The organism is Enterobacter cloacae complex sp. IR5403 (genome assembly GCF_049238705.1).
Taxonomy (GTDB): domain Bacteria; phylum Pseudomonadota; class Gammaproteobacteria; order Enterobacterales; family Enterobacteriaceae; genus Enterobacter; species Enterobacter hormaechei_C.
This window is the reverse complement of record NZ_JBMKHP010000001.1, coordinates 389,516-411,600: the sequence shown is the minus strand read 5'-3', so window position 1 is coordinate 411,600 and position 22,085 is coordinate 389,516. Positions and strand designations below refer to the sequence as shown.

The window sequence follows — 22,085 nt, the reverse complement described above, 5'->3', positions numbered from 1 at the left end:
GGAAAGCTGTCCCATGCTAAATCACTCTGGCGGCGGATGAATAAAATATAATTGTTACGGGTTAAGTAAAATCTAAACTAAATGATGCGGTTGAAATAACGATAGATGTCATGAATGAATTATTGTAATTAATACAAAATAAAAATTATTAATTACGTGGAAAACAAGGTAATCTCCACGCCGTTATATGCCTTTAAGATTTTTTCATCCATAATTCACGTGAATATTGTTCAGAACGTTGAGACAATTTTCACCGATCTTCTGGATTCGCCCGGTGCACATGCATCGGGCTTTTTTATGGCAAAAAAATGCCCGGACAAGCCGGGCATACAGGTTATTCACTGGTCGACTTTTCGGCTTTCCCTGCCAGTTGCGCCAGGAAGTCATAACGCTTCTGAAGATCCGCTGCCGCATCCTTCCATAGTTGCTCTGCTACTTCAGGCTGTTGGGCGTTCAGCCTGCGGAAACGCTGCTCCTGAAGTAAGGTTTCGGCAAGGGCGTCTGACGGCGGACGCGAATCCAGCGCCAGCGGCAATTTCCCTTCATCGGCACGGCGCGGGTCAAAGCGGTACAGTGGCCAGAAGCCGGTTGCGGTGAGCTGACGCATCTGGTCGTGGCTGAGCGCCAGATCGTAGCCATGCTCCTCACACGGACTGTAGGCGATAATCAGCGACGGGCCTGGATACGCTTCCGCTTCCTGAATGGCTTTCACCGTCTGGTTGAGCTGCGCCCCCAGCGAAATCTGCGCGACGTAGACGTGTCCATACATCATCATGCTGACGCCCAAATCTTTACGCGCCTTGCGCTTGCCGTGCTCACCAAATTTGGTGACCGCCCCCAATGGCGTTGCTTTCGAGGCCTGTCCGCCGGTGTTGGAATAGCACTGAGTATCAAGCACCAGAATATTGACGTTTTCGGTCAGGCTCAGGACATGATCAAGACCGCCGAAACCAATATCGTAGGCCCACCCGTCGCCGCCGATCAGCCAGACAGATTTTTCAACCAGCGCGTCAGCATCAGTCAGGAGTTGTTCAGCCCCTTCAACACCCTGAAGCGCGTTGCGCAGTTCAGCAACCTGCGCGCGACGAACGTCAGGTGTGGCCTCCGCATGCAGGGCATCATTCAGTTCTGCCGGGATCTTATCGGCAAACTGTGCCAGCAGACGCATTACGCGGGCGCGGTGCTGATCGACCGTCAGACGGAATCCCAGACCAAATTCTGCGTTGTCCTCGAAAAGCGAGTTTGCCCACGCCGGGCCGCGACCGTTCGCGTCGGTGGTGTACGGCGTGGACGGCAGGTTACCCCCGTAGATCGACGAGCAGCCCGTCGCGTTGGCAATCAGCATCCGGTCGCCGTAAAGCTGAGTGAGCAGTTTGATATATGGTGTTTCGCCGCAGCCGGAGCACGCCCCGGAGTACTCGAAGAGCGGGGTGATGAGCTGCGAGGTACGAATGTCAATGCGTTCCAGCTTGTTACGATCGATTTCGGGCAGGTCGAGGAAGAAATCATAATTCACTTTCTCTTCTTCAACATGTTCAAGACGCGACATCATATTGATGGCTTTGATTGACGGGTCCTGACGATCTTTCGCCGGGCACACCTCGACGCACAGGTTACAGCCGGTGCAGTCTTCCGGCGCCACCTGTAGGACATATTTCTGACCACGCATATCGCGGGATTTTACATCCAGCGAGTGCAAACTTTCCGGTGCGCCATCTAACGCTTCTGGCGACACCACTTTGGCGCGAATGGCCGAGTGCGGGCAGGCCGCCACGCAGTGGTTGCACTGGGTGCACAGCTCTTCTTTCCAGATAGGGATCGCTTCGGCAATGTTGCGTTTTTCCCAGCGGGTCGTGCCCATCGGCCAGGTTCCGTCAGGCGGAAGCGCAGAGACGGGAAGGGTGTCGCCCAGTCCGGCAAGCATCGCCGCCGTGACGGTTTTGACGAAATCCGGGGCGGCGTCAGATACCACTGGCGGTCGGTTCGGACTGCTGGCATTGACCGGCTGCAACGGCACCGCGAACAGCGATTCGCGGGCCAGCGCCAGCGCCTGCCAGTTGCGCTCAACCAGCTCCTGACCTTTGCTGCTGTAGCTTTTGGCGATCGCACCCTGAAGCTCCATCAGCGCGCTGTCGCCCGGCAGAATATTAGTCAGGTGGAAGAACGCCATCTGCATAACCGTATTGATGCGCGCGGCCAGGCCGCATTCGCGGGCGATCTTCGCGGCGTTAATGACATACAGGCGCGCCTGTTTCTGGTTAAGCACTGCCTGGACTTCCTGGGGCAGGCGTGCCCAGACCTCATCGGCGCTGTAAGGGGTGTTGATCAGGAAAATACCGCCGGGCTTCAGGCGCTCGGCCATCTGATATTTATCAATGAACTGGAGCTGGTGACAGCCAACAAAATCGGCCTGAGAAATCAGGTATGCCGAGCGGATCGGGTGTTCGCTGACGCGCAGGTGGGAGACGGTCAGTCCGCCCGCTTTTTTGGAATCGTAGACGAAATACCCTTGCGCATACCACGGCGTGGAGTTGCCGATAATTTTGATGTTGTTCTTGGTCGCCGAGACGCTGCCGTCGCTGCCCAGACCGTAGAACAGCGCTTCCAGTATCGCAGTCGAGGGCAGGGTGTTTTCCGGCAAGGGCAGAGAAAGGTTAGTCACGTCATCATAAATGCCGACCGTAAAGCGCGGCTTCGGTTTTGCCTCGCGCAGTTCAGCAAATACCGCCAGGACGCACTCCGGCCCGAACTCTTTGGAAGACAATCCATAACGCCCGCCAATGACGCGCGGCAGCGTTTCGCGCTCACCGCGGTTAAACGCCTCAGCCAGAGCGGTCATCACGTCCAGATAAAGTGGTTCAGCCTGTGCGCCAGGCTCTTTGGTGCGGTCCAGTACCGCAACGGCACGCGCGCTGTCCGGCAGGGCTGCGAGCAGGTGTTTCGCTGAGAAGGGACGGTAGAGGCGAACTTTGAGCACGCCAACTTTCTCTCCACGCGTCAATAGCTCATCAACCACCTCTTCACAGGTGCCGATGGCGGAGCCCATCAGGACGATCACGCGCTCGGCCTGCGGATGACCGTAATTTTCAAACGGCTTATATTCGCGGCCCGTCGCAGCGGCAAAATCGTCCATCGCCTGTTCAACGTGCGCATAGACCGCGTTGTACCACGGGTTCGTCGCCTCGCGGGACTGGAAATAGGTATCCGGGTTTGCAGAGGTACCCCGGATCACCGGATGTTCCGGATTGAGGGCGCGAGCGCGATGCGCATCGATGTCCGCCTGCGGCAGCAGATTCAGAATGGTGTCGTCCGGCAGTGGAACGATTTTATTGATCTCGTGGGACGTGCGAAAACCATCGAAGAAATGAATAAATGGCACACGGCTTTTCAGCGTGGCGATATGCGAAATCAGCGCGAAGTCCTGCGCTTCCTGCACGCTGCTGGCGCAGAGCATAGCGCAGCCGGTCTGACGCACGGCCATCACGTCTGAGTGGTCGCCAAAAATAGAGAGAGCGTGAGTGGCTACAGTGCGTGCGGCAACGTGCAACACAAACGGCGTTAATTGCCCTGCCAGCTTGTAAAGCGTGGGGATCATCAACAGCAGCCCCTGAGACGACGTGAACGAGGTCGACAGGGCGCCGGTCTGCAACGCACCATGCACGGTGGCAATGGCACCGGCTTCGGACTGCATCTCTACAACCCGCGGGACATCGCCCCAGACGTTTTTTATCCCATTACCAGCCCAGGCGTCAGCCTGTTCAGCCATCGTGGAGCTGGGCGTGATGGGGTAGATGGCGATCACTTCGCTGGTACGAAACGCAACAGACGCGACTGCACCATTGCCGTCAATAGTTTGCATAGGACAACACCCTTACATTGCGCAAAAAGAGGGGCCTGTAAAACGACGACAGACCCTGAATATTATCTGTGTATTTTAGCAAAGCTCAGGTTTTACGATTTTCGCTTTTGTGTCCTTGGTATGCGCTGTATCAATGACTCGATGGCTATTCGCGTTAAAAAATTGCGAGAAATTGTTACCAGGGCGCATAAATACGCACATCCGCTCTCGACGATGCGGCGCGTGATGCCTATTATGCATAGGTTTCGCGTTAATTATGGGGAGGAAGGTATGCGTTCAGCATTTTGGGTCGGATGTGCCGCGTTACTGTTGTCGGCATGCAGCAATGAACCTGTACAGCAGGCGACAGCGGCACACGTTACGCCGGGTATGCGAGCGGCGATGTCCAGTTCAGGTCAGGCCAACTGCGCAATGATCGGCGGTTCACTCTCCGTTGCCCGTCAGCTTGACGGCTCCGCCATCGGCATGTGCGCATTGCCAAATGGCAAACGCTGTAGTGAGCAGTCGCTTGCCGTAGGTTCGTGCGGAAGTTACTGAGTTATTCAACTCGCTTAAACATCAATGTTTTATTGGCTGTCGCCAGCGTTAACTGGTCTTCGGTCAGGTCTACCTGTGCGCCTGTGCGTAGCATATCGGCGATGGTCTGATCCAGTTCATTTAGCTGCGGCTCGGTGCAGAGTTTCCGCGTCATTGCCAGCGTTTTGACCGTCAACTCGCCTTCGGACAGTTTCCCCTGGCCGTTGAAGCCGTTGCACATTGTGCCGGAGACGACAATGTTGTTAATCAGGCTGATATTGGGTTGCGCACTGAAGCGAATTTCAGGCTGCGTTTTCCCGCCTTTAACTGCTTTGCCATCCACATTTTCCAGAACGAAACGGTGATTCTCTAACTGATCGGTCTGAACGGAGGCTTTACCAGGATTAACGCATCCAGCCAGTGCGAGGCTGATTAAACTTACTGCCGCGAGCTTTTTCATTTTTCTTCTCAAACTATCAATGCTGTAAATATTTTTTCAGTGTAACCATACCCTCCTGGGTGTTAATGGGGTTTATCTGAAAGTGCGGGAAGGGACCGGGCGGCGGCGCACCCGGTCAGTGAGTTAGTGCGATTTAAATCCGGCTGCGGCCATCAGCATTTTAAAGAGCATACTTACGCAGGCCAGCGCCAGGACGCTGCCGCCCCAGATGATGGCAAGCCACATCAAACGTTTCCATACAGGTTGTTGCATCAGTGATAACCCTCCCCATGCTGTACTTTTCCGCGAAAAACGTAATAACTCCAGAAGGTGTAGACCAGAATCACGGGAATGATCAACAGTGCACCCACTAACATAAAGCCCTGGCTTTGGGCTGGCGCAGCGGCCTGCCACAGGGTAATGTCCGGCGGGATGATATGCGGCCAGATGCTGATCCCAAGCCCGCTAAAGCCAAGAAAAACCAGCCCTAACGTCATGATAAACGGCAGAGTATGGCTCGCAGGATCGTTCAGGCAGCGCCACTGACACAGACTCAGGATCGCAACCAGCGCAGGGACAGGCAGCAGATAAAACAGATTCGGCAGCGTAAACCAGCGCGCAGCAATGGCTGGCTGGGCGAGAGGGGTCCAGATACTGATTACCGCAATGAATACCAGAAGCAGGAGCAGAAGCACTTTCGATACCTGACGCATCCGCTGTTGCAGGGCATTTTCGCTTTTCATTACCAGCCACGTTGATCCTAACAGCGCGTAAGCCACCACAAGACCCGCGCCGCAGAAAAAATTGAACGCGGTAAACCAGTCAAACGGACCACCGCTGTAAGCGCGACCGGTGACGCTGAACCCCTGAATGACCGCGCCGACGGTGATGCCCTGGCTGAAGGTAGCCACAATCGACCCGCCAATAAAGGCCTTATCCCAGAACGGGCGGTGAGCCGGAGTGGCCTTGAAGCGAAATTCGAAGGCGACGCCACGAAATATAAGCCCGATCAGCATTATTGTCAGTGGAATGGTTAGCGCGTCGATGATAACCGCATAGGCGAGAGGAAAGGCGCCAAACAGGGCCGCACCGCCAAGCACCAGCCAGGTTTCGTTGCCATCCCAGACGGGAGCCACGCTGTTGACCATCACGTCTCGGTCGTCCGCATTCGGCGTTGCCGGAAACAGGATGCCTATCCCCAGATCAAAACCGTCCATCACGATATACATCAATGTGGCGAAAACGATAATCACGAACCAGATAATGGAAAGATCGATACCCATTACGGTTACTCCTTAAATTCAGTGGTGACGGCAGAAAGCGGACGAGCAGGGCGGCCATCGGATTCAGTCGCGAAGGATCCATGGGGCTGCGGCCCTTTTTTAATCAGACGCACTATATAGCTGTAACCCACGCCGAACACCGCGGTATAAACCACGAAGAAGGCCAGCAAACTGACGCTCATGTGCAGATCGCCATGCGCGGAGACCGCATCCTTCGTACGCTGTAGTCCATAGACAACCCACGGCTGGCGGCCGACCTCCGTTGTTACCCATCCGGCGAGGATCGCGATCAGCCCGGACGGCCCCATCAGCAGGGCAAACCACAGGAAGGAACGTGAGGTATAAAGGCGCTGTTTGTAACGCAGCCAGACCGCCGTCACGCCCAGGAGCAGCATCAACATCCCCAGGCCAGCCATGATGCGAAAAGACCAGAAGACAATGGTGGCGTTCGGGCGATCTTCTTTCGGGAACTCTTTCAATGCCGGAACCTGTTTATCGAGACTGTGGGTCAGGATCAGGCTGCCGAGCGCGGGAATTTCCAGGCCAAAACGGGTCCGTTCCTGCTCCATATCCGGCCAGCCAAACAGCAGCAGTGGGGTAGGCTCACCCGGCGGATTCTCCCAGTGGCCTTCTATGGCGGCTATTTTCGCTGGCTGGTGTTTCAAGGTATTAAGCCCGTGCATATCACCCACCAGCGCCTGGACGGGTGCCACGATCAACGTCATCCACAACGCCATTGAAAACATGGTGCGAATAGCGGGCGTGTTGTTTCCGCGCAGCAAATGCCAGGCCGCGGAAGCACCGACAAACAGCGCGCTGCTGAGAAATGCCGCTATCGACATGTGCAGCAGGCGGTAAGGGAAGGAGGGGTTAAACACCACGGCAAACCAGTCCACCGGAACGACCTGACCGTTGATGATTTCAAACCCTTGCGGTGTCTGCATCCAGCTGTTTGACGAGAGGATCCAGAACGTAGACATGAGGGTCCCCAGTGCGACCATGCAGGTCGAAAAGAAGTGCAGCCCCGGCCCGACCTTATTCCAGCCAAACAACATTACCCCGAGGAACCCCGCCTCAAGGAAGAACGCGGTAAGCACTTCATAGGTCAGCAGGGGGCCGGTAATACTGCCCGCGAACTGGGAAAACCCACTCCAGTTAGTGCCAAACTGATAAGCCATCACCAGGCCGGAGACCACGCCCATCCCAAAGTTGACGGCGAAGATCTTCGACCAGAAATGGTACAGCGAGCGCCAGACGGGATTTTTTGTTTTCAACCACAGCCCTTCCAGCACGGCGAGATAGCTCGCCAGGCCAATGGTTATCGCCGGAAAAATAATATGAAAGGATACGGTAAAGGCGAACTGTATTCGCGCAAGATGAAACGCATCTGGACCAAACATGCACTGCCTCAATGTTAAACGGTGTACTGTTATGATAGAGAGGGGGCAAATAAGATATCAGAAGCAGAAATCGATAATTTATCTATAACAGTTGTGGGAAAACCTGAACTTTATCTGGCTGATATAGGTAACAAGGAAGAATAAAAAATTTCTTTTTATGATTTTTACGCATTAAACAGCTTGCTTTGTCGTCAGCAACATGCGTTAATGGATCTCTGGTTTTGAATCCAAATAAATATCTGACGTAGTATTATAAAGCAGTTCTCATCACGTTGTGCCTCTCCGCAGCCTCTCTTGGGTCTTTATCTACATTCCGATTCGTTTTGTATCGAACCATTTATTGCCTGATCGGCTCATGAGTAATTTACGTTTTTACGTTTACAGGAGAATCCTATGACTTCTTATATCCATTTCCGCTGCCCATGCTGTCATGGCTCGCAGTACCGCACCTCAGCTTTTGATGTGTCTGACAAAAATCCGTTCGGCGCGAAATGCATTTTCTGCAAATCGTCGATGATCACGCTCGACCACCTGGCCGCAGCGCGTTCTGCTCAGAATCACATTACTGAGTACCGCAAGTAATCTGCTGCGTTTCCTATAACAGTTAGCAAAATCTTCTCTTTTTCTCCTGCTGATATAAACTGTCAGCAATAAGGAGAATCTGATGAAAAAATACCAGCGTCTGGCGCAACAAATTATCTCGCAGATTGAGCTTGGCGTATGGTTGCCGGGCGATAAGCTGCCTTCTCTGCGAGAGCAGGTGGCAAGCAGCGGCATGAGTTTTATGACCGTGGGCCACGCGTATCAGATGCTGGAAAGTCAGGGGCGCATTGTTGCCAGACCGCAGTCAGGCTATTACGTTGCCGCCCGCCCGACCACACACCAGCCTGCACCACCCGCGCAGGTGATGCGCGATGAAGTGGTCGACATCAACACCTATATTTTCGACGTGCTACAGGCCAGCCGCGACCCCTCCGTTGTCCCTTTTGCCTCGGCATTTCCCGATCCGCGCCTTTTCCCGCTTCAGCAACTCAACCGTTCGCTGGCTAACGTCAGCAAAACGGCTACCGCCATGAGCGTGATTGAAAACCTGCCGCCGGGTAACGTCGACTTACGTCATGCCATTGCCCGTCGCTACGCTCAGCAGGGAATGAATATCTCCCCGGATGAAATTGTGATCACCGCGGGCGCGCTTGAGGCGCTCAACCTCAGTTTGCAGGCTGTGACTGAACCAGGGGACTGGGTTATCGTTGAAAACCCCTGTTTTTATGGCGCACTCCAGGCGCTTGAACGTCTGAAACTGAAAGCGCTGTCGGTTGCCACTGACGTGCGCGAGGGCATCGATCTCAGTGCCCTTGAGCAGGCGTTGAATGATTATCCGGTGAAGGCCTGCTGGCTGATGACCAACAGTCAGAACCCGCTCGGCTTCACGCTGAGTGCAGAGAAGAAAGCTCAGCTGGTGGCCTTACTCACCCGGCATAACGTCACGCTGATTGAAGACGATGTTTACAGCGAACTCTACTTTGGCCGTGAAAAGCCGCTTCCGGCAAAGGCCTGGGATAAGCAGGATATGACGTTGCACTGTTCCTCATTCTCCAAGTGTCTGGTGGCCGGTTTCCGTATTGGCTGGGTGGCGGCGGGAAAACATGCGCGCCGTATTCAGCAGTTGCAGCTGATGAGTACGTTATCCACCAGCTCTCCCATGCAGCTGGCGCTGGTGGATTACCTGGCGACCAAACGTTACGACGCCCACCTTCGTCGCCTGCGACGCACGCTTGCTGAACGCAAACAGCAGGCCTGGCAATCGCTTTTGCGCCATATGCCTGCTGGTGTCAAAATCCATCACAACGACAGCGGCTATTTTTTATGGCTGGAACTGTCTGAACAGCTGGATGCGGGGCGGTTGAGTGAGAAGGCGCTAACCCATCAAATCAGCATTGCGCCCGGCAAGATGTTTTCCACCTCCAATATCTGGACACCGTTTTTCCGTTTCAATACCTCATGGGGCTGGGGCGAGCGGGAGGAGCAGGCGGTCGTCCAGCTGGCGGGGTTAATCCGCGAAATGATGCTGCACCCAGTCACACCTTGATGAAAATTCCTGAAGCGACATAACGCGCGGTCTACCTTTAGTAAGGGAGCGCGGATTGGTAACGTGACGTTGTCACGTTTCTGCCCGCCAGAACGTGTGCTGACAGCGAAAACAATGTCGATTTCAACAGGACGATGCTATGCAAAATCAATTGCTGATTAATGGTGAACTGGTGACCGGCGAAGGTGAGAAGCAGGCGGTTTATAATCCTGCCACGGGTGAAGTGCTGCTGGAGATGGCTGAAGCGTCGGCAGCACAGGTGGACGCTGCCGTCCAGGCTGCCGATCGCGCATTCACAGAGTGGGGACAAACGACGCCGAAAACGCGCGCCGAATGTCTGTTGAAACTGGCTGATGTGATAGAAGCCAACGCTGACGCGTTCGCAAAACTGGAGTCCCTTAACTGCGGGAAACCGCTGCACTGTGTCCAGGGGGACGAGATCCCGGCCGTGGTCGATGTGTTTCGCTTCTTTGCCGGGGCCGCCCGCTGCCTGAACGGGCTGGCTGCCGGAGAATACCTCGAAGGACATACCTCGATGATCCGCCGCGACCCGGTTGGCGTTGTCGCCTCTATTGCCCCCTGGAACTATCCTCTGATGATGGCGGCGTGGAAGCTGGCGCCCGCGCTGGCGGCGGGAAACTGTGTCGTCATCAAGCCGTCTGAAATCACCCCGTTGACGGCGCTGAAGCTGGCGGAACTGGCGAAAGATATTTTCCCGCCAGGCGTGCTGAACGTGCTGTTTGGTCGCGGCAAAACCGTAGGAGATCCGCTGACCGGTCACGAAAAAGTCCGTATGGTTTCTCTCACCGGCTCTATTGCTACCGGAGAACATATTATCGGGCATACCGCATCTTCAGTTAAACGTACCCATATGGAATTGGGCGGAAAAGCCCCGGTCATTGTCTTTGACGATGCAGATTTGGATGCCGTGGTTGAAGGCGTGCGTACGTTTGGTTTCTACAATGCTGGTCAGGATTGTACCGCAGCCTGTCGTATCTATGCCCAGAAGGGGATTTACCCCGCGCTGGTCGAAAAGCTGGGCGCAGCCGTTGCCAGCCTGAAAATGGGCGCGCCGGACGATGCGTCAACCGAGCTGGGCCCGCTCAGCTCCGCAGCGCATCTTTCCCGCGTTTGTGCTGCCGTGGACGAAGCCAAAACCCTTGGACATATCCGCGTCGTCACCGGTGGCAGTAAAAGTGAGGGGGCAGGATATTACTTCCAGCCAACGCTGCTGGCCGGGGCGAAGCAGGAAGATGCGATCGTCCAGCGAGAAGTGTTTGGCCCGGTGGTCAGTGTGACAGAATTTGAGGATGAAGCGCAGGTGCTGAACTGGGCTAACGATTCGCAATACGGCCTGGCCTCGTCCGTCTGGACAAAAGACGTCGGACGCGCCCATCGCCTCAGTGCACGGTTGCAGTATGGCTGCACCTGGGTCAATACCCATTTTATGCTGGTGAGCGAAATGCCGCACGGCGGGATGAAGTTATCCGGTTATGGCAAAGATATGTCGGTCTACGGACTTGAGGATTACACGGTAGTCCGGCATGTCATGATCAAACACTAAACCCACATGCCCGGCGCAGTGCCGGGCGATTCAGCTTACCAGCCACATACCTCGTGTTCATTTTCCGTATCGTAGGCGCGAACGGTGTTCACCAGATCCTTCACGACATCTGCCGCGACGTCCGGGATCAACAGCTCCATTGGCGCTTCTGTCTCATAATCCACCGACACGCCGTTGCTGTTGTTGGTGACGGTCACGGTATAGGTAGCCTTACCCATTATTTACTCCTTATGCGTGTTGACCACTTTACCGATGCCCGCACCGCTGAGCGTGACGGCAGGATCCGCGAAAAAGTCGATATTAAAATAGGTGTCGTCGGTCAGAAGCTCAATGCGGTGCCATTTTTGTGGTGGGGAGATGCCAAAAGAACCGGCCTCAATAACCACTTCCAGATCGGGCTCGGTGGCGTCGCCATCGGCAAAGCCAAAGTAACGCACCGCACCCTGCATGACGGACAACCGACCGTACACGCCGGCTTTGGTGTTGTGATGGGTAAAAAGCGCTTTTGGGGCGGTCTCTTTATTCCAGAACGGCGTCGAGCGGGTATGAACAAAGTTTTCAGGAATACGTAACATAATAGTTTCCTTCATGTTGGCGGGCGCTTAAAGGGACTTAAGCACCTCAGGTTCAACAAAGAATTCAATATTGAACAGGGTGTCGTCGGTCATCACCTCAATGTGGTGCCATCTCTCTGGCGGGAAAACGCCGAAACGACCCGCTTCAATGACGAGCTCGCTGTCAGGCTCAGGTGTAAATTCATCAGCATAGCCCAGATAACGCACTGCGCCACGCATCACCGAAAGGCGAGGGTAAACGCCCGGACGCGTGCCCGTATCCAGGTGACGTTTAAAAATGCCGGCGGGGGCCGTTTCTTTGTTCCAGAAAGGCGTGGAACGGGTGTGAATGCAACTCTGCGGAATGCGTAGCATGTTTCCTCCCTTAAAAGCCTGCTGTTATTAAACTGCTTTCTGAAGGGATGGATTTATCAAAAAGTGCATTTAATATGCATCTTATCAATAATAACCGTTTTGCTTTACCCGGCGTTGTTACACAAGGTACTCAGTTGTTATTATCCTTAGTGTTTAAGTGGTTATGATGTAACGAAAAAACTTGATCTGTGTCAACATATGACGCATATTGCGTGCGGTTATTTTTCGGCTCAGGTAAACAGAATGACGTTGTATCAAAAGATGTTGGTGTTCTACGCAATCATGGCCTCCATCTGCGCATTAATCACCTGGTTCCTGTCTAAAGATCGAAAACGTATTCGCCTGTTGAGCGCATTTCTGGTGGGTTCTACCTGGCCGATGAGCTTTCCTGTTGCCCTGTTGATCTCTCTTTTCTGAAGTACGCTTCCAGAATCGGCATCCAGACATAGCATTCCATACATTGAGGCTGTATAAATATACAGTCCGTCATACATGGAGTGCTTATGAACAGTTTCTATTCGCAGCAAGCAGGCTGCACTGTGCGCTGGCAGGATCTTCCCGGTTTCGGTGACCCGGTTGTGTTTATCCACGGGTTGGGCTGTGCATCGTCGTATGAATATCCTCGTATTGTCTGTGATACCCGTTTCGGGGGGCGCAGAGCCATTCTGATCGATCTTCCCGGTAGCGGTTACAGTGACAAACCTGACAACTACCGTTATTGCACGAGCGAACAGGCGCAGGTGGTGGTTGAACTGTTAAACCATCTCGGCCTGGATAGTCTCTGGCTCTATGGTCATAGCATGGGGGGGAGTATCGCGATCGAGACGGCAACGCTGTTAACGTCGCGCGTTAAGGGCCTGATAGTGTCTGAACCCAATTTTCATGCGGGTGGCGGGATGTTCAGCCGAGCAATTGCGGCCCAAACGGAACAACATTTTCTGGCTCAGGGCTATGATGACATGCTGCGGGCGGAAACGTCGCCGTGGGCTGGAAGCCTTCAAAGCAATGCTCCCCGGGCCGTCTGGCGCGGCGCAACAAGCCTGGTCGAGGGCGTTAAACCTGACTGGGAACACCTGTTCTTGTCATTGCGCTGCCCGGTAATGTTAGTCTTTGGTGAGCGCTCCCTGCCTGATGACGATTTTAATCGTCTGCAACAAAACGGCGTTGCTGTAAAAATTATCCCTGATGCGGGCCATTCAATGTCCTGGGAAAACCCGTCAGCGTTGGCTCAGACTTTATCTGGCTTCATAAACGGCTCATGAAGGGGTAGCCCGCATTGCTGCGGGCTGCAATGATTAAGACAGCAAGGCAGACAAGGCTTTCCGCGCAGCAGGCTGAACGTCATACGGGCACTGATAATCCACGTTCTCAATCGCGCGGGTGTAGAGCGCAACCAGCCAGTCATAAACATAGGCTGTTGCCGCATGGACAGGCTGCTCGCCAAGCCGGGTAAGACGGGGTGAAGCGCTGCTCACAACGGGCGTCACAAAAATTGGCTGACCTTTGCGGATCCGGCTTGCAGGCCGTTCAGCGACGGGCGTCAGTTCATAGCCAAGCCAGCTAATGAAATTGCCTGTCGCGGCATGCAGCTGCGCGGCACTGCTTTTATCTTTTTCTGCAATGCGTTGCAGTTGCAGCGGCAGATCCAGCCGGTAGCTGGTAACGATCAGCACATCCGCAATCTGCTGTAATACCTCTGTGTCCAGGCCCAGACGGGCAGCCGCCGCGTCGTTGCGACTCCACTGACGAAGATGGTTAACCCACACGTTATGGGCCAGCCGCGCCTTGTCTTGGGTCTGCAACGCGCCTGGATTTTCCTGCGTCTCTTCCGCAAACAGATCGATAACATCGTTAAACAGGCCGTTGACCTGTTCCTCACGAGGCTGGTGAACGGTCAGCAGCGTCTCAAACGCGTTTAACGGCGGCAGAAGTCCCTCAAGCAGTTCACCATGACGAGCGGCACTGCCTTGCAGCGTTCGGACCATTTTTTCGGCCATTGCCCGCCCTGCGCCTGGCTCCTGAGTAAGAGGCGCGACATATGGGCGCATCAGCGTCGACAGAGACTCTTGTAACTGCCTTTTCAGCGCGCGGAGACGCTTCTGGCGCTGTGCCGGCAGGGTAGCCTGCGACAGCCACTCAATCACCCGCTGCATGCTGTGGGTATCGAGCGCCTGAAGCGTGCCCCAGCGCAGACCCGGCTGGCCCAGCAATTGCTGCACCGCTTCGTCCAGATTCTGCTTTGTGGTAAACCGCGCGTCATGAGGGGTAATGGCCCAGACCAGACCCGGCAACGCGGACTCTTCAACCGGCTGCGTCTCTTTGACCCAGTTTTGCAGGAGCCTTGCCGTTTTCGCGGTCTGCTGGTGGTGCGCCGTGGCATTGCAGATAACCAGGACATCCGGCTGAATGTGCTGACGATAATGTTCCAGCAACCACAGGCATTTTGCCTGCATCATCAGCGGCGTGTTTTCCTCAGAAATAGCTGGAATATCAATAACGTCAACGTTATCCAGCACGCAGTGCTCAACGGGCAGCATCACTTCGCGGGTCAGAGATGCCAGTACATCGACGGGCAGGCTAATGGCGTTAAGCAGCTCGCCGTTTTTTACCGGATGAAGCAGTGTTTCCTGTGCTTCCGGCACGGTAAACGCCCCGTGAGTAAGGAAACCTTCACACGGCAGACCAAAGCTGTCCACCAGCAGACTCAACGGCGCCGCAAGCGCGCTGGCATGGCTGGTTTGATGCAGCACCTGGGCGAATTTAAGCCACTGGTGGGTTAACTCCTGCTGCTCACCCCACAGCAGAGACCAGACGCTGGCGCGGGTGCTGAGATCAAGCGACGGAACCAGCAGGGCAAACTGGTGCCACAGGGCATCATCAATATGCTGCTTAGCGCCGGGTACTACGCTTTGCCAGAACCGGGCAATGGTAGCGACTTCCCGCGCCGTCATTCCCGGCACGCTCTGCGGTTGACGCAGCGCCCGCCACTTCTCAAGCCGGGCTTCAATTACCGATTTATCCACCGCGCGGATCTGCGGTTCCAGCGTGGTGCGCGCGATAAACAGCTGCACCAGCTCGGCCTCCGTTACCAGGCGCAGGCGCAGGGGAAACGCGTCGTCTGCGACCTCGCGGGACGCTCTGCTGAAACGCACGGCCATGTTGGTCGGTGCATGCCCGGGGTTAATATGCGAGAAGTAATCAAACGTGCGTTGACCCGGCGTAATGTTCAGCCGTTCGTCGCCGCTGCCGCACAGGGCAGCCAGCAAGTGCGCTTTTGCGGCCTGCGAGTGGCCGTATAAGCCGATGCTGCCCTGGCTGACAAGGGCAGCATCGAGCGCTTCTTCACGCGCGCTTACTGCGTTAAGGCGGGCAAGCAGGGCGTCGGCTTCGTTATCCAGCATCGGGGCGTGCTGTCGCGTCTCGTTGATCCACCCGATTAAGGCCTGAGTGGTGGCAGTCGTCGCAGTCATTTGAGGTATACGCTCCCGCTGTCGATCCAGTAGTGGCTGCCGCTGTGTCGGCGATCGGCCAGAGTATTCAGTTTAAAGGTCAGGGCATCCGGCGGCACGGGCGTGCCGTCCTGTAGCCAGGCATCACTCAGCTCGAAAGATTCCGGGCCTTCCTGCTTAGTGCCGCCACGCAGCTTCAGACGCACGTTCAGTACGCCGTCGCCCGCAATGGCTTTCGCCAGCTCGGCTGAGTTGATGCTCAGGGTATAGAGCGGCGTCGCGGGCCAGCGGGCATTGGCCAGTTGCCGGAAGCCGAGCGTAACGTTGCCGCGCAGCGGGAAGTGCAGACGGGCGTCCAGTTTCGCGCCGGGTTTATCGAGGTCGATATCGTGATACCAGACGTTCTCGTCCCGCAGGGTATTGATCGTGTTATCCAGCACGCCCAGATAGCGCACCGTAGAGTACGCGCCGATATCCGCTGCTTTAAAGTTAAAGCGCGGCAGACGAAGATCCAGCGCCAGGCTACAGAGCATCGCTCCCACCGCAGCGGTGGATTTCGGGTTGCCGATCCGTCCCTGCTGGCTGAACGGATACCATTCATGAACCTGGTATTTATCCAGCCAGACGATGCGGTTGACGGGCACCGGTTGCAGGTGGCGAATCAGGGCCTGAACGCCCGGCAGACAGCCCGGCCGTCCCGTGATCAGCAGGATATCGCAGCTGTAGTGAGAGATCGCCTCACATACCGCATGAAGCGGGGCGGCAAGCGTGAACTGACCCGCCAGCATGGCGTCCTGCATCTCCCGGAAGCTGACGTGCAGCGGTACGCTGAACAGATCAAAGTGTTCTGAGCCAGCAGGCAACGCATGGTCGATCGCCTGCTGGAGATAATTCATCACGTTGCGCGTCGGTTTTTGCGCAAGCAGATCGCCAAAGATGGCGTGCAGCCCGGCCAGCGGATCGTCAACATCGCTCGATTCCCACGCCGCCAGGATCGCGTGACCGATCGGCATAAAGAGCTGAAGCGCCGTCTGCTGGCGCAGGACCGCCTGGGTATCGATCCGCCCGGAGTCGCCGAACAGGGATGCCATCAGTTGGGAAGCATCGGCTATGCCGGATTTCTGAAGCTGGGTTTGCAGCGCAGGCAGAACGTAGCGCTGGATCACGTCCAGCAGCGTGTCGTCGCCAGCGACCTTAAACCCTTCGCGGAACAGCAGCTGTGGGGTGATTTTGACGTTATTCCCGGAACCATCATCTAACTGATAGTGCGTGATAGCCATATCCGTAGTGCCGCCGCCGATATCAATCGAGGCCACGCGCAGCGCACGCCCCGGCTGGACGTCAGGCTCAGGCGCGCGATCCGGACGGGCGAGGGAGGCGAAAAAGGCCTCGGTCTGACCGCCGAAATGGGAAATGGCTTCGTTATACAGCCACACCAGCTGGCCGCAGCTGGCCTCGTCCCACTCCATCTGGATCTCAGGAACCGGCACCACGCTTTTTTCCTGCTGCTTGCGGCTGGCAAAATCTTCATCCTGCGGGTGCCAGCCCATCGCTTTCCAGACGATGGCGATAGCTTCAAACATGCGGCGACGGAAAATCTCGCGCTCCTGTTTCGGCATCGCCGAAGGCAGGGTGAGGATCAGCGTCCGCAGCTGGCGGGGAGAGGCCGGGAAGCCGAGCCGCAGGCGGGTGGCCACGCTGTTAATCTGGCCAAGCGCCTGAGCCAGCAGCTCGCAGAGCATGTGCGTCATCAGGGTGCTGCGGCTGTACTGCGGAGAGAATACCGGCAGGCGTTCATCCTGCGGCAGCGTAAAGAGCGGTTCCCCGTCGTCGTTCATCAGGTTCATCAGCGGAAACGCGGTTGCCAGCGGTTCGCGCTGAGTTTTGCTGTTCATCTGGCTAAAGCGCCAGTCCTGCACCACCGGCGTCTCGTCCCACAGATAGCGACGCGGGCTGGAGATGCCGCTGTTGCCTTCCGTGCCCAGACGCTGCATCGCCAGCTTACGCGCTTCATCACCCACGCGGACAATCGACGGCCAGACGAACGCATCCTCCCGGCCGCTTTCCACCGAGAAGTGCTGCTTGCCAAAACGCGCTTCGGAAAACTCAAGACGGCTGGTAAACAGCGGTTCATTCAGGAACTGCGGCTCACTCAGCGATCGTACCTGAAGTTCAGCCGTCTGGCGCAGGCCGTCGTTGGCATCACCATGATCTTCAATAATCACGCCGCAGGTATGGGTGTTGCCTACGTCAAGGATCAGATCGACAGGAATGGCAGGGGTGCTCAGGGTATGGGTGACAAACTTTACTTCCGGCACGGTGAGTTGTTCACCGAGCATGGAGAGCAGGTTGAGCCAGTGCGCCTGATATTCAAAGCTGCGCATGGCCTGATGCAGCTCGCGCTCGGAGCGTTTTTCAACCCCGTCAGCAAACTGCGTGAAGGCTTCGCGCAGCCAGCCGTCAATCCAGGTCTGGTCGAGGAAACTTTCAACCTCACTGTCGCGCCAGGCGAGCGCGAAACGCGTGCCGTTCAGGATATCGTTTTCAACCGGCGACAGGGCAGACGTCGCATGCTCTGCAATCTGGCTGTCGAGCGCGACGGTGACCCGGTGCGTATTGCCAGCCGCGTCGGGGGTGGAAAGCTTTCGTACCTGGACGCGCGCCCAGTTATCCGGGCCTTCAACAAACGTCCGCGGCGGGTTAAAGCGCAGGAAAGGGAGCGGCAGCCAGACGCCGTCCAGCACAGTCAGGGAGTCATGCAGTGGAATGGTGCTTTCAGGCTTGACCACTTCCGGCTGCCCGCCATCGGTGGCAGGCAGCGTGTACCGGCCGTTAACCAGGTCAAAATCCAGGCGCAGCAGCGGGCCATTTGCCGTTTTACGCACGAAACGCCCGTTGCTGGCGGTGTCCTGCGGAGTCAGGCCAAAATCGAGAAACTGCACGCCGCTGTTAGCAATCAGCGTCACGCTCTGTTTATAGTCGCAAAGATTAACCAGCATAGGATCAGACACCTGCTTTCTTGAACGTCAGAGGAACGACGGTGCTGGCATCGTAACGTGCGGTGCATTCCGCCACGTCGCTGGCACCCGCCTTACAGGTCACTTCCGGCATCGGATAGCGTGAACCGTCGGTGCAACGCGCGTTTCCGCGCGTTTTGATCAACAGCTCGCCGTTGCTGTGTAATCCGGAAAAGACGTCCACCCGGCAGACAATGTTGTCGCCATGCACGACCCGGGCGAAACCTTTATTGTTCTGGATCTGGTAGCGCAGCGACGGCGGTTTGCCGGTGAGCGGATCCTGCACATCGAGAAACGCGCGCCAGGTGCCGTTCAGGAAGCGCGTTAACCCCGCTTTGACCTGGTTTGCCTCCATCACCATCGCATCTTTCGGTATCGCGGTAATGACCACCGGTTCGGCTGCCGGGGCAGGCGTTTTCACCTTCGGCTCTACCACTTCGGCATGGTGCAGCGGGAGTTTCAGTTCAAGCGGCTCAACCGTCTTTATGGGGGCCGGAGCAATGGCGACGGGTACTGGCGCTGGTGTGGCAACAGGCGCTGCGATCGGGGCCTGTTTTGGCCAGAGCAGCGGGGTGGCGATGGCTGCAATAATGACGGCGGCAACCGGCAGCAACCACAGGGGGGAGCGACGTTTTTTCTGTAAGGCCGCCGGTGCGGGCTCTGGCGGCGCGGCGTTTATGCGCACCGGCTCTGGCGTATACAGTTCATCGTCGGTGATACGGACGGTAGTCACAGGCGTGATAAGCGGCGCGTCGGCCTGCGCAAAAGTCACCACCGGGGCCGGTTCTGACTCCGGTTCAGGTTCAGGCTCGTTAATCACCACTGGCTCAGGTTCAGGGACCAACGATTCGCGCAGGCAGTCCAGCACGTCGTCGCGCGCGTTTTCGTTAAGGTTGACGAAACCCCAGAAGCATATCACCGGTTTGCCATCCACCAGGAAAACAAAGTTTTCACCGGGAAACTGAAAGGCTTTTGAGAGCAGAGAGCCAAACAGTTGCTGCGCCGTTTTCGGTGACTGAAGGCATTTTTTACTAAGCGACTCCACGCTGGCGAGCGTGTTTTCCAGATAGCGCAGGGCGCGATAACGATCATCTTCATCCGCCGCCTTCCAGCTGGAGACGGTTCCCTCAACCGGGGAGTACCAGTCAACGCGATCGCCGCCGTCGTTGACCTGGGGGATGGCCAGGCAATCAACAATAGCCTGCTGTTTGCGCAACCGAAGCGCTTCGCGGATTTGCAGCGCTGATTCAAAAACGGCCTGTCCGCCGCCGCCAACGGCCTGAAAATCATCCAGATTACCGCTGCGTAAAAGTGTTTTTGCCACGATTTGGTCCTGTAGACTTCTTCACGCCATTACTGTAACGAAACAGGTAAGCAAACAAACGGCGGAGGAGACGACAAAAGGGACGATTTCTTGCGGCATTGATCGTGACGGTTGTGCTTGACGAATAATGAACCTTAAGACAAATCGGTTTCTGCGGGCTGATGCTAAAACCAGCGAAATGTACGGCTTTAGAATAACCTGATAGTGATTCGTTATTTGTCAGGCCAAAACGTCTGTGCTGTTATTACTGTTCACTATAATAAAACCGAAAGGGTAATAACCATGTCTACAGGGAAAACCGTGCTCGCCCTCGCGCTGAGCGCGCTGCTACCGGCAAGCGCCGCATGGGCGGCAAACAAAGACACCATTATCTACTGCTCCGAGGCGTCGCCGGAGTCGTTTAACCCGCAGATCGCCAGCTCTGGCCCCTCGTTTGTCGCCAGCTCGCAAACGCTGTATAACCGTCTGATTAACTTCGACCCGGTAAAAAACACGCCGGTGCCTTCTCTGGCCGAGTCGTGGACCATTTCGCCAGACGGCAAAACATACACGTTTACCCTGCGTAAAGGGGTAAAATTCAACAGCAATAAATACTTCAAACCGACCCGTGATTTTAACGCTGATGACGTTATTTTCTCCGTTATGCGTCAGAAAGACCCTAAGCATCCCTATCACGATGTTTCCCAGGGCAATTACGAATACTTTAATGACGTGGGCCTCGACAAGCTCATTCAGGATGTGAAAAAAATCGACGATTATCACGTCCAGTTCACGCTGAGTGAACCTAACGCGGCGTTCCTGGCCGACTGGGGAATGGACTTCGCTTCGATCCTCTCTGCCGAATACGCGGACGCGATGCTGAAAAAGGGTACGCCTGAAAATGTGGACACCTGGCCAATCGGCACCGGGCCGTATGTGCTTCAGCAGTACAAGGTGGATTCGCTGATCCGCTACGTTGCCAATCCGAACTACTGGGAGGGAGAGGTGCCGACCAAACACCTGATCTTCTCCATCACGCCAAACGTTGAGACGCGTCTGGCTAAGCTGCAAACGAACGAGTGTCAGATCATTCCTGCGCCGTCGCCGGTGCAGTTTGAAGCGATCAAGAAAAACAAAGACCTGACCCTGCACTCGGTAGATGCGCTGAACGTGGGGTACCTGGCGTTCAACACGGAGAAAAAACCGTTTGATAACGTGCTGGTGCGCCAGGCGCTGAATTACGCAACGGACAAAAAGGCCATTGTGAACGCGGTCTTTATGGGGTCTGGTACGGTCGCTAAATCGCCGATCCCGCCGAACATGCTCGGCTTTAATAAAGACCTGAAGGATTACGGCTACGATCCGGAAAAAGCGAAAGCGCTGCTGAAGCAGGCGGGTCTGGAGAAAGGCGCGGAAGTGACCCTCTGGTCCATGCCGGTTCAGCGTCCGTACAACCCGAACTCGCGACGCATTGCGGAGATGATCCAGGCTGACTGGGCGAAAGTGGGCGTGAAGGCGAAAATCGTCTCTTACGAGTGGGGGGAATATCTCTCCGGCATGCGTAAAGGCGAGCATGATTCCGCGCTGTTCGGCTGGATGTCTGATAACGGCGATCCGGACAACTTCGCCGATGTGCTGCTGGGTTGTAACAGCATCAAAACCGGATCTAACGCCGCGCGCTGGTGTGATAAGGGGTATGATGAGCTGGTGCAAAAGGCCAAACTGACCAGCAACCCGGACGAACGTGCGAAGCTGTATGGCCAGGCACAGGAGATTTTCTACCAGCAGGCACCTTGGATTGCGTTAGCTAACGGCAAAACGTTCTACGCGACCCGCAGCAACGTGACCGGGTACAGCGTGAGTCTGATGGGCAGTGACTTCTCGAAAGCGAAGCTGAACTGATCGTATTCTTGCCGGGTGGCGGCTATGCCTTACCCGGCCTACAGTTACCACCCGTAGGCCCGGTAAGCGTAGCGCCACCGGGCATCTGGAAAGGAGTGACAATGTCACATTTAACCGATGTTATCGCCCGCGTCGACGCTGCCATCGAAGAGAGCGTAATTACCCACATGAACGAACTGCTGATCGAATTAAGCGATGATGCAGAGCTAAGCCGTGAAGATCGCTATACCCAGCAGCAGCGCCTGCGTACCGCGATTGCGCATCATGGTAAGCAGCATAAAGAAGAGGCGGAGGCGCGCCATGCCCACCTCACGCAGGGTGGGACTATCCTGTAA

19 protein-coding genes are annotated in these 22,085 nt (G+C 55.9%); 8 read left to right on the top strand and 11 right to left on the bottom strand.

What is annotated here, in order from left to right; translation table 11 throughout:
* Nucleotides 1-334: 334 nt before the first annotated feature.
* Complete coding sequence (gene nifJ / locus ACOTW6_RS01970) at nucleotides 335-3,859, bottom strand: pyruvate:ferredoxin (flavodoxin) oxidoreductase (RefSeq protein ID WP_121478894.1); 3,525 nt, start codon at nucleotides 3,857-3,859, stop codon at nucleotides 335-337.
* Between the two features lie 270 nt (nucleotides 3,860-4,129).
* Between nifJ and ACOTW6_RS01965 the strand changes: the two genes are divergently transcribed.
* Nucleotides 4,130-4,396: a DUF333 domain-containing protein gene (locus tag ACOTW6_RS01965; RefSeq protein ID WP_003856935.1), complete on the top strand. Its 267-nt coding sequence runs from the start codon at nucleotides 4,130-4,132 to the stop codon at nucleotides 4,394-4,396.
* Between the two features lies 1 nt (nucleotide 4,397).
* Here the strand turns inward: ACOTW6_RS01965 and hslJ are convergent, their stop codons facing one another.
* From hslJ to ACOTW6_RS01945, 4 genes are all read right to left on the bottom strand, one after another.
* Nucleotides 4,398-4,835 carry a heat shock protein HslJ gene (gene hslJ / locus ACOTW6_RS01960; RefSeq protein ID WP_039270661.1) on the bottom strand — a complete coding sequence of 146 codons (438 nt, stop codon included), beginning with the start codon at nucleotides 4,833-4,835 and terminating at the stop codon, nucleotides 4,398-4,400.
* Nucleotides 4,836-4,958: 123 nt separating this feature from the next.
* Complete coding sequence (locus ACOTW6_RS01955) at nucleotides 4,959-5,087, bottom strand: DUF2474 domain-containing protein (RefSeq protein ID WP_017693358.1); 129 nt, start codon at nucleotides 5,085-5,087, stop codon at nucleotides 4,959-4,961.
* Entirely contained in the window at nucleotides 5,087-6,097 is a 1,011-nt protein-coding gene (cydB, locus tag ACOTW6_RS01950; protein WP_063624284.1) for a cytochrome d ubiquinol oxidase subunit II, read from the bottom strand. The genes ACOTW6_RS01955 and cydB overlap by 1 nt, the downstream gene beginning before the upstream one ends.
* Before the next feature lie 5 nt (nucleotides 6,098-6,102).
* Nucleotides 6,103-7,497: a cytochrome ubiquinol oxidase subunit I gene (locus tag ACOTW6_RS01945; RefSeq protein WP_121478895.1), complete on the bottom strand. Its 1,395-nt coding sequence runs from the start codon at nucleotides 7,495-7,497 to the stop codon at nucleotides 6,103-6,105.
* 393 nt (nucleotides 7,498-7,890) lie between these two features.
* Here ACOTW6_RS01945 and ACOTW6_RS01940 point away from each other — a divergent pair, with 393 nt between their 5' ends.
* The 3 genes from ACOTW6_RS01940 to patD all read left to right on the top strand — a co-directional run bounded on the left by ACOTW6_RS01940 (nucleotide 7,891) and on the right by patD (nucleotide 11,150).
* Nucleotides 7,891-8,079 (top strand): hypothetical protein, encoded by a 189-nt coding sequence (locus tag ACOTW6_RS01940; protein WP_017693360.1) that lies wholly within the window; start codon nucleotides 7,891-7,893, stop codon nucleotides 8,077-8,079.
* 82 nt (nucleotides 8,080-8,161) lie between these two features.
* Nucleotides 8,162-9,586, top strand: coding sequence for a PLP-dependent aminotransferase family protein (locus ACOTW6_RS01935; protein WP_121478896.1), 1,425 nt, complete (start codon nucleotides 8,162-8,164; stop codon nucleotides 9,584-9,586).
* Between the two features lie 139 nt (nucleotides 9,587-9,725).
* The gene (gene patD / locus ACOTW6_RS01930) at nucleotides 9,726-11,150 is read left to right on the top strand and encodes an aminobutyraldehyde dehydrogenase (RefSeq protein ID WP_017382269.1); all 1,425 of its coding nucleotides are present in this window, start codon (nucleotides 9,726-9,728) and stop codon (nucleotides 11,148-11,150) included.
* A gap of 35 nt (nucleotides 11,151-11,185) precedes the next feature.
* Here the strand turns inward: patD and ACOTW6_RS01925 are convergent, their stop codons facing one another.
* From ACOTW6_RS01925 to ACOTW6_RS01915, 3 genes are read right to left on the bottom strand one after another with little or no spacing between them, the layout of a single operon-like run.
* Entirely contained in the window at nucleotides 11,186-11,368 is a 183-nt protein-coding gene (locus tag ACOTW6_RS01925; protein ID WP_003856955.1) for a DUF1869 domain-containing protein, read from the bottom strand.
* Between the two features lie 3 nt (nucleotides 11,369-11,371).
* On the bottom strand, nucleotides 11,372-11,725 hold the full coding sequence (locus ACOTW6_RS01920) for a DUF1971 domain-containing protein (RefSeq protein ID WP_003856958.1): 354 nt from the start codon (nucleotides 11,723-11,725) through the stop codon (nucleotides 11,372-11,374).
* Between the two features lie 27 nt (nucleotides 11,726-11,752).
* Nucleotides 11,753-12,079, bottom strand: coding sequence for a DUF1971 domain-containing protein (locus ACOTW6_RS01915; protein WP_015570441.1), 327 nt, complete (start codon nucleotides 12,077-12,079; stop codon nucleotides 11,753-11,755).
* 243 nt (nucleotides 12,080-12,322) lie between these two features.
* On the opposite strand from ACOTW6_RS01915, the gene ACOTW6_RS01910 reads away from it, so the two are divergent.
* Together ACOTW6_RS01910 and ACOTW6_RS01905 are read left to right on the top strand one after the other, a co-directional pair.
* On the top strand, nucleotides 12,323-12,496 hold the full coding sequence (locus ACOTW6_RS01910) for a GhoT/OrtT family toxin (protein ID WP_003856960.1): 174 nt from the start codon (nucleotides 12,323-12,325) through the stop codon (nucleotides 12,494-12,496).
* A gap of 86 nt (nucleotides 12,497-12,582) precedes the next feature.
* Nucleotides 12,583-13,341: an alpha/beta fold hydrolase gene (locus ACOTW6_RS01905; RefSeq protein WP_121478897.1), complete on the top strand. Its 759-nt coding sequence runs from the start codon at nucleotides 12,583-12,585 to the stop codon at nucleotides 13,339-13,341.
* Nucleotides 13,342-13,374: 33 nt separating this feature from the next.
* On the opposite strand, the gene ACOTW6_RS01900 is transcribed toward ACOTW6_RS01905, so the two are convergent.
* Genes ACOTW6_RS01900 through ACOTW6_RS01890 form a run of 3 tightly spaced genes read right to left on the bottom strand, consistent with a single transcriptional unit; the run spans nucleotide 13,375 to nucleotide 19,869 of the window.
* Nucleotides 13,375-15,549 carry a virulence factor SrfC family protein gene (locus ACOTW6_RS01900; protein ID WP_213788812.1) on the bottom strand — a complete coding sequence of 725 codons (2,175 nt, stop codon included), beginning with the start codon at nucleotides 15,547-15,549 and terminating at the stop codon, nucleotides 13,375-13,377.
* Nucleotides 15,546-18,527, bottom strand: coding sequence for a virulence factor SrfB (locus tag ACOTW6_RS01895; protein WP_213788811.1), 2,982 nt, complete (start codon nucleotides 18,525-18,527; stop codon nucleotides 15,546-15,548). Before ACOTW6_RS01895 ends, ACOTW6_RS01900 begins: the two co-directional genes overlap by 4 nt.
* 4 nt (nucleotides 18,528-18,531) lie before the next feature.
* Nucleotides 18,532-19,869 carry an SrfA family protein gene (locus tag ACOTW6_RS01890; protein WP_213788810.1) on the bottom strand — a complete coding sequence of 446 codons (1,338 nt, stop codon included), beginning with the start codon at nucleotides 19,867-19,869 and terminating at the stop codon, nucleotides 18,532-18,534.
* A 282-nt stretch (nucleotides 19,870-20,151) separates the two neighbouring features.
* Here ACOTW6_RS01890 and ACOTW6_RS01885 point away from each other — a divergent pair, with 282 nt between their 5' ends.
* Nucleotides 20,152-21,750 carry an ABC transporter substrate-binding protein gene (locus tag ACOTW6_RS01885; RefSeq protein ID WP_121478900.1) on the top strand — a complete coding sequence of 533 codons (1,599 nt, stop codon included), beginning with the start codon at nucleotides 20,152-20,154 and terminating at the stop codon, nucleotides 21,748-21,750.
* Between the two features lie 101 nt (nucleotides 21,751-21,851).
* The gene (locus ACOTW6_RS01880) at nucleotides 21,852-22,085 is read left to right on the top strand and encodes a YdcY family protein (protein WP_032669817.1); all 234 of its coding nucleotides are present in this window, start codon (nucleotides 21,852-21,854) and stop codon (nucleotides 22,083-22,085) included.